This is a genomic window from Mesorhizobium terrae, from assembly GCF_008727715.1.
GTDB classification, from domain to species: Bacteria; Pseudomonadota; Alphaproteobacteria; order Rhizobiales; family Rhizobiaceae; genus Mesorhizobium; species Mesorhizobium terrae.
Genome location: NZ_CP044218.1, coordinates 4975067 through 4987239, shown reverse-complemented (window position 1 = coordinate 4987239; position 12173 = coordinate 4975067). Strand labels below are relative to the sequence as shown.

The following is a 12173-nucleotide window of genomic DNA, read 5'->3' as shown; positions in this document are numbered from 1 at the left end:
ATCGCTCCGGCCTGGTAACACGCTCGCTAGAACGTGGCTCGTGCGGAACAGGTCCTGATCCTAGTCCTTGCGGAAGAAGTCGGGATAATCCTCGACGGCCGCCGCGATCACCCGCAGCGATGCCGCAATCCGCAGCGCCTCCGCGCCGCCGGCGGCTGCGATATCGGCGGCATCCTTGCGCATCGCGGCTATGCCGGTCTTCCAGGATTCGCGTGGCGCGCGCACCAGAAGGTCGCGCGCCAACTGTCGCAGCGACTCGGCGATGGAAACCGTCAGCGCCGGTGGAAGCGTGCCGGCCGCCTGTTCTGCGCGCAGGCGCAGCACTTCCAGCCCGACCGTCACCGAGGCGATGCTGCCTTCGAACAGCCCTTCATATTTGCGGCCTGCCTGCTGCGCCAACGGCATCAGCTGGTTGACGCGGTCATAAGCAAGGCTTTCGAAAGCCGAGCGGCGCGGAACGCGCTCATGCAGGCAGAGACGCACCAGATCCTCGCGCATGGCACCAGCGATGCGATTGACGGTGACCCTGGGGTCGACCGGCAGCACGACCAGAAAGACGCCGATGGCGATCAGCATGCCGACCAGCGCCGCGACCGGACCGATGAAGAAGCCGGCCGGATCATAGGCCATGCCCTGATGCGGGCTGAGAAAGGCGAGGAAGTTGATCGCGAAGGCCGTGGCGACGCCGACAAGGCGCGGATTGGCCATGGCTAGGGCGGCAGGAACCAGAACCGGTACGACGAACAGCGCGAACCAGCCGAAACCGGGCAGAAGCGGCAAGGCAAGCTGGCCGATGAGGAAGGCGAAGGGCAAGGCGAGCAGCGAGCCCTTGAAGAAACCCCAGGCGACCTGCGCGGGGGCGGGCCGGGACGCGAACAGGCTGGAGACGACGGCGACGAGGATGACCGTGCCCGCCGCCTCCGACCATCGCGTCGCCAGCCAAAAGGCGGCGACGAGCATAGTGGCGACCGTTGCGCGGATGGCGTTGCGCCAGGCTGCGTGGTGGTCGCGATGCACCACCAGCGCCGGCTGTCGGCGCTCGCGCATCGCCCTTTCGGTTTTCGGACGGCGCAGTGCGTCCAGTCCGCGCAGTGTCTCCCGCAACGACTGCGCGAATTCACCGGCGACGGTCAGGCGCGTGACGGTGCCGACCGGGTCCTCGCCTTCGCCGGCGAGACCGTCGGGAATGCGACGCGCTTCGCTGGCGATCGCATCGAGCCTTTCGATCCAGGGCTTCGTATCGCCAAGCGCATGCGGCGTGCTGGACAGTTCGGAAACCAGTGCCTTCAGCTGGCTGCGCACGGGCAGAAGGGCGGCATTTTGCGGCGCGGCGTGGCTGTGCAGCATGCGCGCGGCCGACAGCGCCGACAGAAGATGGCCAATGGTGCGGCGCACCGGATGAGCGCGCGTGGCGAGGCTCGGCGCTTCCAGCCGCGCATAGGCCCGCATCTCTCCCAATGTCTGGGTGTCGGCGATCAGCTTGCGGTAGGTGGCGTCGAGTTTGGCCGGATCGGCGCCGGAAAAGGCGCCCTCGGTATAGGCCGCGAGATCAAGGATGCTGCGCTGTAGCCGGGCGTTGATCGCGGAGCCGGCGAGCTTGGGCAGGATGAGCCGGCTTGTTATGGCGGCGCAGACGATGCCTAGCACGATTTCGATGCAGCGAGCGGAGGCGAGTTCGGTGACGAGATGCGGCTGGCCGAAGGCAGGCAGGCCGATGATCATCGCCGTATAGCCGGCAAGTGCGGCTCCATAGGCCTCAGGATTGCGCAGCAGCGACGAGACGAGCGTGCAGAGCCCGATCCACAGCGACAGCACGGCCACGAACAGCCAGGGACTGCCGCCGAACAGCCAGGTGACGCCGATGGCGGCAGCCGCGCCGACGATCGTGCCGACCAGCCGGTAGAACCCTTTTGCCAGCACCATGCCGGCAACGGGCTGGGCGACGATGAACACCGTCATCATCGCCCATTGCGGATGTTCGAGCTTGAGTGCGTAGGCGGCGAACAGTGCGATCAGTGCGGCCGTTGTCGTCCGCAGCGCGAAGATCCAGTCGGAACGGGTCGGCTGAAGCGATCCGGCGAAGGTCGCATCGACCCGTTCCTTAAGCGTCGCCCAATTCACGGCTTCATCTCCGGGCCAGGGCGAAAACCTCAGATGTCCAGCGCATCCGCCGCGGCGAACTCCGCCCGCTCCTGGATGAAGCGGAAGCGTGCCTCGGGTTTGGTGCCCATCAGCGCGTCAACCGCATCCTTGGTCGCCGTTTCCTCGTCCAGCACGTCGACCCGGAGCAGCGTGCGCTTCCTCGGGTCCATGGTCGTTTCCTTGAGCTGGCTGGCCATCATCTCGCCAAGGCCCTTGAAGCGGCCGATCTCGACCTTGCCGCGGCCGGTGAACTCGGTGCGCAGCAATTCGTCCTTATGGGCGTCGTCGCGGGCATAAGCGATCTTGCCGCCCTGGCGGATCGAGTAGAGCGGCGGCACCGCCATGAAGAGATGACCGCCACGGATCAGCTGCGGCATCTCCTGGTAGAAGAAGGTGATGAGCAGCGAGGCGATATGGGCGCCGTCGACGTCGGCGTCGGTCATGATGACGACGCGGTCGTAGCGCAGGTCCTCGTCGCGGTATTTGGAGCGGGTTCCGCAGCCGAGTGCCTGGACCAGATCGGAAATCTGCTGGTTGGCGGCCATTTTGTCATTGCCGGCGCTGGCGACGTTGAGGATCTTGCCGCGCAGCGGCAGCACCGCCTGCATCGCGCGATCCCGCGCCTGCTTGGCTGAGCCGCCGGCCGAATCGCCCTCGACGATGAACAGTTCCGCGCCCGCGGCTGCGTTCTGCGTGCAGTCGGCCAGCTTGCCGGGCAGCCGCAGTTTGCGCACCGCGCTCTTGCGCGAAACTTCCTTTTCCTGACGCCGCCGCACGCGCTCGTCGGCGCGGGCGATCACCCAGTCGAGCAGCTTGGAGGCTTCCTGCGGATTGTCGGCCAGCCAGTGGTCGAACGGATCGCGGAGCGCCGATTCCACGATACGTATCGCTTCGACCGTCGCCAGCTTGTCCTTGGTCTGGCCAACGAATTCGGGCTCGCGGATGAAGACCGAGAGCATGCCGGCGGCCGAGATCATCACGTCTTCGCTGGTGACGATCGAGGCGCGCTTGTTGCCGACGAGATCGGCATAGGCGCGCAGGCCGCGCGTCAGCACGTTGCGGAAGCCCATCTCATGAGTGCCGCCATCGCCGGTCGGGATGGTGTTGCAGTAGGAGTTGACGAAGCCGTCGCCGCCAAACCAGGTGACCGCCCATTCGACCGAGCCGTGGCCGCTTTGCTTGTCGCTCTTCCCGGCAAAGATTTCGCGGGTGACCTGCATCTCGTCGCCGAGCGAGGCTTTCAGATAATCGCCGAGACCGCCGGGGAAATGGAATTCGGCCTTGGCCGGCGTCGGGTCCTTGTCCTTGATCAGGGCGGGGTCGCACGACCAGCGGATGTTGACGCCGCCGAACAGATAGGCCTTCGAGCGGGCCATGCGATAGATGCGCGCTGGTTCGAAATGCGCGCCCTTGCCGAAGATGTCGGGATCGGGATGGAAGCGTGTCCTGGTGCCGCGCCGGTTCTGCACGTCGCCCAGGAACTCCAGGCCGCCTTGCGGTATGCCGCGCGAAAAACGCTGCCGGTAGAGCTTGCGACCGCGCGCCACCTCGACCTCGCAAACGTCCGACAGTGCGTTGACGACCGACACGCCGACGCCGTGCAGACCGCCCGAGGTTTCGTAGACTTTCGAGTCGAACTTACCGCCGGCGTGCAGCGTCGTCATGATCACTTCGAGCGCCGACTTGTCCTTGAACTTCGGATGCGGGTCGACCGGGATGCCGCGACCGTTGTCGGTGACGGTGAGGAAACCTTCGGCATCCAGTTCCACCTCGATGAAGGTGGCGTGGCCTGCCACCGCTTCGTCCATCGAGTTGTCGATGACTTCGGCGAAGAGGTGGTGCAGCGCCTTCTCGTCGGTGCCGCCGATATACATGCCGGGCCGGCGGCGCACCGGCTCAAGGCCTTCCAGCACCTCGATGTCGGCGGCGCTATAGCCCTCGCTGCCATCCTTGGTTGCTGGCTGGGCGCGCTTGGCTGCCTGCACGAGCGGATCGGCCGGTCGCGATGTCGCGCGCGGCTGCTGCTGGGGCTGCTTGTCCGGATTGCCGAATAGGTCGTTCATTTCGTCCATGGAAGGCCGGGAATATTGGAAAACGAATCAGGAAACAATATTGGCACGCTTTGCCGGCCGGATCACGGCGGTTCGTGTTCCGTTCATGGCGGCCGACCGTCTACCCTGAACAGAGAGGTCTCGTAAACCATCTCGTAAGTTTCTCGTGTCGGTTCATGCTAGCTTGGCCCAAGATCGGCGATCATAGGGTATGACGCCGACGGCGTTGAATATCGGGGAAGCGGGGCCATGCTGGACTTTCAGTCCTTGCTGCTTGCGGCAGCATTGTCGGGAGCATGTCTCAGCGTAACCATGCTGGTCATCTGGACAGCAACGCGCCAGAGCCGGTATTTCCTGACGGCCTCGATGGGATTGGCACTGCTTGCCATGCATGTGGTGGCGTTCTGGCGCTACGGCATTGAGCCGAGGCCCTGGCTCGGTGCGTTGACGCTTGCGCTCCTTCCGACCGGCTTCTCGCTCATCCTGATCGCCGCGGCGCAGTTCTACGGACGTTCGGAGGTCACACGCCAGGCCCCGCTGGCGGTCGGGCTGTCGATCCTCTCTACCACTTTCTTGATGGTCGTCGGGCTGGATGGCGCCGCCTTCATGGCGGAATATCTGTGGTCGACCATCCTGCTTGTGTGGATCGGCTGGATCTTCTGGCAGAACCGCGCCGAGTTCCCGGCGCTGATCGTGCTGATGTCGACGCTGTTCGGCATTTGCTCCGTCTCGTTCGCCTTGTGCGGCATCGTGTTGCTCGTCGACGGCCGCTGGGTGCTCGGCGGAGCGCCCGACAATTGGGCGGAGCGCATCAACATCATCATTTCCGTGGCGTGCCTGACAGCCCTCGGCGCGCTGCCGATGACCATGCACAATCTGCGTGCCGCGGCCCGCCACCGCTCGGAAGCCTTGACCGACGCTTTGACCGGATTGCGGAACCGTCGCGCCCTGGTCGAGGACTATCCGAAAAAGGCCTTCGGCGAGCAGATGGCCGTCGTCATGTTCGATCTCGACCATTTCAAGAACACCAACGATGTCCATGGGCATTCGACGGGCGACGATGTGTTGCGGCGCTTCGCTGAAGTGATGAGCGGGAGCCTGCGCGCCGGCGACAGCGCGTTCCGGCTGGGCGGCGAGGAGTTCGCGCTGGTGATCGCTCGTGTCGAGGGCAATTACGTCGAAGCGACGGCGCGCCGCATCCTTGTGGATTTCGCCGCGGAGGAAATCGTTACCCCCGCAGGGCCGTTGCGCTGCACCGTCAGCGCCGGTGTCGCCTTTGGCAAACCGGGCGGCGTGACGCTCAGTGACATGCTGACAAGGGCCGACCGCGCGCTCTATGAGGCAAAGCGCGCGGGCCGCAACCGCGTCGCTGTCGACGGGTGGATCGCCGGGCCGGTTCATCGCCCCGCCCGGCGTGCCTGAACGGCGCCTTATTCGGCGGCGCCGAGATATTCCGACACCGGCGGGCAGGAACAGACCAGGTTACGGTCGCCGGCGACGTTGTCGATGCGCGACACCGGCGGCCAGTATTTGGCGGCGGTGTCGGGGTCCGAAGCCGGATAGGCGGCTTCCATCCGCGAATAGGGATGGGTCCAGTCGCCTGCCAGCGTTTCGGTCGCGGTGTGCGGGGCGTTGACCAGCGGATTGTCGTCCTTCGGCCATTCGCCCTTGGCGACCTTTGCCGCTTCGTTGGCGATCGAGATCATCGCTTCGCAGAAACGGTCGAGTTCGGGCTTGGGTTCGGACTCGGTCGGCTCCACCATCAGCGTTCCAGCCACTGGCCACGACATGGTCGGTGCGTGGAAGCCGTAGTCGATCAGCCGCTTGGCGACGTCGTCGACGGTGATGCCGGCATTGTCCTTCAACACGCGGGTGTCGAGGATGCACTCATGCGCGACCCGCCCGTTGGCGCCCTTGTAGAGCACCGGATAGTGCGCCTCCAGCTTTCTCGCGATGTAGTTGGCCGACAGGATGGCCGCCTCGGTCGCCTGCTTGAGACCCTGCGCGCCCATCATGCGGATATACATCCAGGTGATCGGCAGGATCGACGCGCTGCCGTAAGGCGCCGCCGAAACCGGGTGGTCCGTACCGTGATCGATGTGACCGGGCAGGAACGGCGCCAGATGCGACTTGACGCCGATCGGGCCAACGCCCGGACCGCCGCCGCCATGCGGGATGCAGAAGGTCTTGTGCAGGTTCATATGGCAGACGTCGCCGCCGATGTCGCCCGGGCGGGCGAGGCCGACCAGGGCGTTGAGGTTGGCCCCATCAAGGTAGACCTGCCCGCCATTGTCATGGATGAGCTGGCAGAGTTCCTTCACACCCTCCTCGAACACACCGTGCGTCGAGGGATAGGTGATCATCAGCGCCGCCAGATTGGTGGCGTGGGCGGCAACCTTCGCCCGCATGTCCTCCATGTCGATATCGCCGCTCTCGGTGCAGCGCACCACCACCACTTCCATTCCGGCCATCGCGGCACTTGCCGGATTGGTGCCATGCGCGGAGGAGGGGATGAGGCAGATGTTACGATGCGTATCGCCACGCGACAGATGATAGTGGCGGATTGCCAGGAGACCGGCATATTCGCCCTGGCTGCCGGCGTTGGGCTGCAGCGACACCGCCTGGAAGCCGGTGATCTCCGCCAGCCAACGCTCGAGGTCGTCCGTCATTGCCTTGTAGCCCTTCGAATGGGCCTTCGGCGCGAAGGGATGCATGTTGGCGACACTCGGCCAGCTGACCGGGATCATCTCGGCCGCTGCGTTGAGCTTCATGGTGCAGGAGCCGAGCGGGATCATGGTGCGGTCGAGCGCCAGGTCCTTGTCCGCCAGCTTGCGCAGGAAGCGCATCATGTCGGTCTCGGAGCGGTTCTGGTGGAAGACCGGTTGCGACAGGAAGCCCTTTATCGCACGCGGCTTGCCGGGCAACCGGCGATCCGCCTTCTCGGGAACGGTCGCGCCGAACAGCGCGGCCACGGCCTGCAGATCGGCCTCGGTCGAGGTCTCGTCGAAGCAGATGCCGACGAGATCGTCGTTGACCATGCGCAGCAGGCGTCCGTCCGTCTGGGCCTCCTTGGCCTTCGCCTTGGCCTGTCCCTTCACCTCGACCGTCACTGTGTCGAAGCGGTTTTCGCCCAGAACTGTGTGCCCCTTGGCTTTCAAGGCAGCGGCCAGCCGGGCAGTCAGGCCGTGGACATGGTCGGCGATCGCCTGCAGTCCTTCCGGGCCGTGCCAGATGGCATAGGCGGTCGCCATATTGGCGAGCAGCGCCTGCGCCGTGCAGATGTTGGAGGTCGCCTTGTCGCGGCGGATGTGCTGCTCGCGCGTCTGCAAGGCGAGGCGGAAGCCGGGCCGGCCCTTGGAGTCGACCGACTGGCCGACCAGACGACCGGGCATCAGGCGCGTCAGCTTGTCGGAGACCGCGCAATATGCGGCGTGCGGGCCGCCAAAGCCGATCGGCACGCCAAAGCGCTGCATGGAGCCGACCGCGATGTCGGCGCCAAGGGTCGCCGGGGTCTCGCTGACAACAAGTGCCAGCGGATCGGCGACGAAGATGACGACCGCGCCGGCGGCCTTGGCTTCGGCGATCTTGGCCGAATGGTCGCCATAGACACCATAGGTGTCCGGCCAGGCAACCACGAGAGCGGCGGTGTCTTCATCGATCGTGTCGCCGTCGACCTCGATGCCGAGCGGTTCGGCGCGGGTAACGACGACGTCGCGGGTCTGCGGATGCAGCTTGTTGGCGAAAGCGACCTTGTTGCGCTTGTCGCGGTGATGGCGGAAGGCCATGCCGACGGCTTCGGCCAGCGCAGTGGCCTCGTCCAGCAGCGAGGCGGACGCCACCGGCAGGCCGGTGAGTTCCGTCACCAGCGTCTGGAAGTTGAACAGCATCTCCAGGCGACCCTGGCTGATCTCGGCCTGATAGGGCGTGTAAGCCGTGTACCAAGCCGGGTTCTCGAACAGGTTGCGCAGGATGACGGGCGGCGTGTGCGTGCCGTGGTAGCCGAGGCCGACGAAGCTTTTCAGCACGACGTTGGTCGACATTTTCGCGGCGAGCTCGGCCAGCGCTTCCGCTTCGGAAGCGGGTGCCGGCAGGTCGAGCGGACGGTTCAGCCGGATCGATTTCGGCACGGCCTGCGAGATCAGCGTTTCCACCGATGGCACGCCGATCGTCGCCAGCATGGTCCGGGTATCGGTCACGCTCGGCCCGATATGCCGGGTTGAGAAGGGGTAGGGTGATGCAGTCATGATATCGTGTCCTGCCTTAGCCGATATGGGCTTTGTAGCCGGCCTCGTCGAGGAGCCCGGCAAGCTGGCCTTCGTCGGCGAGCTTCATCTTCCAGAGCCAGCCGTCGCCGGTGGCGGCGGAATTGACCAGCGCGGGATCGCCGGACAGCGCGCCGTTCACTTCGGTGATTTCGCCATCGAGCGGCGCGTAGACGTCCGATGCCGCCTTGACCGACTCGACCACGACAGCGGTCTCGCCTTTGGTCAGCTTGCGGCCGATTTCCGGAAGGTCGACGAACACCAGGTCGCCAAGCTGTTCCTGTGCGTAGTCGGTAATGCCGACAGTCACGACGTTGCCGTCGACGCTCAGCCATTCATGGTCTTCGGTGAAATAGGTCTTGGCCATTTTCAAATCATCCTTTGCGGTAGCGATGAGGCGTGAAGGGAAGGGCGCTGACTTCGACCGGAATTTTGGTTCCGCGAACGTCGGCGAAGAGTTTGGTGCCGGCCTTGGCCAGCGGGGTGGAGACGTAGCCCATGGCGACCGGATGGCCGGCCGAGGGACCGAAGCCACCGGAAGTGACGGTGCCGGCCGGATTGCCGTCGGCGTCGAACAGGGCAGCGCCGCCGCGTACCGGCTGGCGGCCTTCGGGCTTCAGGCCAACGCGCTTCTGCGCCGGGCCGGTCGCCACGATGCCGCGCAGGGCTTCGGCGCCGATAAAGGTGCCGTCGGCGCGAATTTCCTTCGGCACCGCCCACATCAGGCCCGCGCTGGCGGGGTTGATATCCGGGCTGATGTCGTTGCCGTGCAGGCAAAGGCCGGCTTCGAGGCGCAGGCTGTCGCGGGCGGCAAGGCCGATCCACATGACCCGATCATCGTTGAGAAGCTTGGTGACAAGCTCGCGGGCACCGTGCTCGGGCAAGCCGATCTCGAAGCCGTCCTCGCCAGTGTAGCCGGAACGGCTGATGAAACCGCGAACCTGGCGTTGCTGGCCGGTCATGAAGGCGAGGGATTCAGTGCCTATTCCCGCCTTCGACAGCACTGCGGCTGCCTCGGGTCCCTGGATCGCGAGGAAGACAACGTCCCACGGCGTGATCTGGACATCGTGATTACTCGCGACGGCGCGCAAATGCGTCTCGTCGGTGGCGGCATTACCTGCATTGGCGACGACCATGAAACGATCGGCTGCGATGCGGGTGATAATCAGGTCATCGATGATGCCCGCATTTTCGTTCAGGAAAAACGTATATTTGGAATGCTCAATTTCCAGTTTGCCGGCGTCGATCGGGCAAGCCCGGTTGAGCACGGCTATGGCGCTTGGTCCCGCCACCTCAAGCAGCTTCATATGCGAGATGTCGAACAAGCCGACATGTTCGCGCGTGTGCAGATGTTCCTTCATGACGCCGGCCGGATAGGTCAGCGGCATGGACCAGCCGGCAAAGGCACCGAATTTGGCGCCCGCGGCTCTATGCAAATCCTCGAGTGGAAGGGTCTTGGTGGTATCGCCCGTCATATCTTCTCCAGAGCAGCACAATGACCGGCCGCAGGATGCGACCGCTCCGTGCCCCTCTGTCTGAAGCCTGAGAGACTCGCGCCCCGGAACTCTGTCGGAAGCGCTTACACCTTCGGCGCGAGGGCTTTGGCTGCCCCCGACTTTCCAGAGTGTCTTTCCTGTTTACGGTTCTTTTGCCTGAGAGATTTCGGGCGATTTCCCCTTCGGCGGCAGCGGATGCTGCTCTCTCCCGCAAACAGGTGAGGCCTCTTGCGAAGCCCCAGACGACTCATCCTTAGCCCTACCGCGACGGAATGTCACCTGTGTGCGACGTCTTTTGTCGAGGGAGACGAGCCTGCGAGCACGCTTCGCACCGGAAAGTGATTGCGGCGCACCGTCATCCACCTGGAACAAAAAACCGCCGAGACGGAACTGCGCCTCGGCGGCTGGGAGGAAAACATGACCGGGCGGCGGTTGCCGCCCGTGATCGTCAGGCGGCCAGCACGGCCTTCGGCTCGACCATCTCGTAGCCGAGCGCTTCGGCAACGGCGCGGTTGGTGATCTTGCCCCTGTGCACGTTGAGGCCGTTGCGCAGGTGATGGTCGTCGATGATGGCCTTGAGGCCCTTGTCGGCAAGCTGCAGGCCGTAATGCAGCGTGGCGTTGTTCAACGCATGCGCCGAGGTGACCGGGACGGCACCTGGCATGTTGGCGACGCAATAGTGGATAACGCCGTCAACCTCATAAGTCGGGTCTGCATGGGTGGTGGCATGCGAGGTCTCGAAGCAGCCGCCCTGGTCGATGGCGACGTCGACCAGCACCGAGCCCTTCTTCATGCCCGACAGCATTTCGCGCGTCACCAGCTTCGGAGCGGCGGCACCGGGGATCAGCACGGCGCCGACGACGATGTCGGCCGAGAAGCACTCTTCCTCCAGCGCCTCGACGGTGGAGTAGCGCGTGTGGACGCGGCCGCCGAAAATGTCGTCGAGCTGGCGCAGGCGCGGGATCGAACGGTCGATGATGGTGACGTCGGCGCCGAGGCCGGCCGCCATCTTGGCGGCATGCAGGCCGACGACGCCGCCGCCGAGAACGGTGACCTTGCCCGGCAGCACGCCCGGCACGCCGCCAAGCAGCACGCCGCGGCCGCCATTGGCCTTCTGCAGAGCGGTGGCGCCGGCCTGGATAGACAGGCGGCCGGCAACTTCCGACATCGGCGCCAGCAGCGGCAGGCCACCACGGTCGTCGGTCACCGTCTCATAGGCCACGGCCGTCACGCCGGAAGCCAGCAGGCCCTTGGTCTGTTCCGGATCGGGAGCGAGGTGGAGATAGGTGTAGAGGATCTGGCCTTCGCGCAGCTGCGCCCATTCGTTCGGCTGCGGTTCCTTGACCTTCACGATCATGTCCGACTTGGCGAACACGTCGCTGGCGGTCTTTGCAATGGTGGCGCCGGCGGCGCGGTAGGCATTGTCGTCGGCGCCAATACCGGCACCAGCGCCGGTCTCAACCAGCACTTCGTGGCCATGGGCGACATATTCGCGAACCGAGCCCGGCGTCAGTCCGACGCGATATTCGTGGTTCTTGATTTCCTTGGGGCAACCGACGCGCATTTCAGTGATCTCCTCTCGGCCTTTGCAGGCCTGTTCCCTGTAAGGGAAACAGTGAACCACCAATCGACACGCATGTGTTTGCGAATACGCTTGTCGGCAAACGTGATTATCGATAATCCTTGCGCAAATATAACACTTCTTCGCAGGAATCGCGAACAATGCCGCTCGACAAGATCGATATCGCCATACTCGACACTTTGCAGAAGGATGGCCGGATCCCCAATGCGGCCCTTGCGGAGCGGGTGGGCCTGTCTCAGTCGGCCTGCTCGCGCCGGCTCGACAATTTGGAAAAATCCGGTGCTATTCGTGGCTATCATGCGCGTCTTTCCAACGCAGCACTTGGCCACCAGATGACGGCGATCGTGCATATATCGCTGTCGGGGCAGTTCGAAAAGACGCTGTCGGATTTCGAAACGGCGATCAAGCGATGCCCGAACGTCTTGTCCTGCCACCTGATGTCGGGCGAATACGACTATATCCTGCGTATCGCCGCGCGCGATCTTGCTGACTATGAGCGCATCCACAAGGAATGGCTTTCGGCCATGCCGCATGTGACGAAGATCAACTCGTCCTTCGCCCTGCGCGAGATCGTCGACCGCACGGCGATGGGGCTGAAACCCGAGATGGCGTGACGTTACGCCAGTTGCTTGTGGGCATA

8 protein-coding genes and 1 riboswitch are annotated in these 12173 nt (G+C 64.6%); of the genes, 2 read left to right on the top strand and 6 right to left on the bottom strand.

What is annotated here, in order from left to right:
* Window positions 1–60: 60 nt before the first annotated feature.
* Together FZF13_RS25105 and parE are read right to left on the bottom strand one after the other, a co-directional pair.
* Entirely contained in the window at window positions 61–2121 is a 2061-nt protein-coding gene (locus tag FZF13_RS25105) for an FUSC family protein (RefSeq protein WP_024924808.1), read from the bottom strand.
* 29 nt (window positions 2122–2150) lie between these two features.
* On the bottom strand, window positions 2151–4214 hold the full coding sequence (gene parE / locus FZF13_RS25100; protein WP_024924809.1) for a DNA topoisomerase IV subunit B: 2064 nt from the start codon (window positions 4212–4214) through the stop codon (window positions 2151–2153).
* 228 nt (window positions 4215–4442) lie between these two features.
* Between parE and FZF13_RS25095 the strand changes: the two genes are divergently transcribed.
* Window positions 4443–5615 (top strand): GGDEF domain-containing protein, encoded by a 1173-nt coding sequence (locus tag FZF13_RS25095; RefSeq protein ID WP_024924810.1) that lies wholly within the window; start codon window positions 4443–4445, stop codon window positions 5613–5615.
* Window positions 5616–5623: 8 nt separating this feature from the next.
* Here FZF13_RS25095 and gcvP read toward each other — a convergent pair whose 3' ends face one another.
* The 4 genes from gcvP to ald all read right to left on the bottom strand — a co-directional run bounded on the left by gcvP (window position 5624) and on the right by ald (window position 11515).
* On the bottom strand, window positions 5624–8437 hold the full coding sequence (gene gcvP / locus FZF13_RS25090; protein WP_024924811.1) for an aminomethyl-transferring glycine dehydrogenase: 2814 nt from the start codon (window positions 8435–8437) through the stop codon (window positions 5624–5626).
* Between the two features lie 16 nt (window positions 8438–8453).
* Window positions 8454–8822, bottom strand: a complete 369-nt coding sequence (gene gcvH, locus FZF13_RS25085) for a glycine cleavage system protein GcvH (protein WP_024924812.1) — start codon at window positions 8820–8822, stop codon at window positions 8454–8456.
* A gap of 7 nt (window positions 8823–8829) precedes the next feature.
* The gene (gene gcvT, locus FZF13_RS25080; protein ID WP_024924813.1) at window positions 8830–9930 is read right to left on the bottom strand and encodes a glycine cleavage system aminomethyltransferase GcvT; all 1101 of its coding nucleotides are present in this window, start codon (window positions 9928–9930) and stop codon (window positions 8830–8832) included.
* Window positions 9931–10085: 155 nt separating this feature from the next.
* Window positions 10086–10172: riboswitch (glycine riboswitch) on the bottom strand.
* A gap of 227 nt (window positions 10173–10399) precedes the next feature.
* A complete protein-coding gene (ald, locus tag FZF13_RS25075) occupies window positions 10400–11515 on the bottom strand; it encodes an alanine dehydrogenase (protein ID WP_024924814.1) in 1116 nt (371 codons plus the stop codon).
* Between the two features lie 158 nt (window positions 11516–11673).
* Here ald and FZF13_RS25070 point away from each other — a divergent pair, with 158 nt between their 5' ends.
* Window positions 11674–12147: an Lrp/AsnC family transcriptional regulator gene (locus FZF13_RS25070; RefSeq protein ID WP_024924815.1), complete on the top strand. Its 474-nt coding sequence runs from the start codon at window positions 11674–11676 to the stop codon at window positions 12145–12147.
* Window positions 12148–12173: the final 26 nt, after the last annotated feature.

What these genes read in the sequence shown, in the direction of transcription:
- parE (WP_024924809.1), bottom strand. Translation starts at nt 4,214, where the DNA reads ATGGACGAAATGAACGACCTATTCGGCAATCCGGACAAGCAGCCCCAG.
- gcvT (WP_024924813.1), bottom strand. Translation starts at nt 9,930, where the DNA reads ATGACGGGCGATACCACCAAGACCCTTCCACTCGAGGATTTGCATAGA.
- FZF13_RS25095 (WP_024924810.1), top strand. Translation starts at nt 4,443, where the DNA reads ATGCTGGACTTTCAGTCCTTGCTGCTTGCGGCAGCATTGTCGGGAGCA.
- gcvH (WP_024924812.1), bottom strand. Translation starts at nt 8,822, where the DNA reads ATGGCCAAGACCTATTTCACCGAAGACCATGAATGGCTGAGCGTCGAC.
- gcvP (WP_024924811.1), bottom strand. Translation starts at nt 8,437, where the DNA reads ATGACTGCATCACCCTACCCCTTCTCAACCCGGCATATCGGGCCGAGC.
- ald (WP_024924814.1), bottom strand. Translation starts at nt 11,515, where the DNA reads ATGCGCGTCGGTTGCCCCAAGGAAATCAAGAACCACGAATATCGCGTC.
- FZF13_RS25070 (WP_024924815.1), top strand. Translation starts at nt 11,674, where the DNA reads ATGCCGCTCGACAAGATCGATATCGCCATACTCGACACTTTGCAGAAG.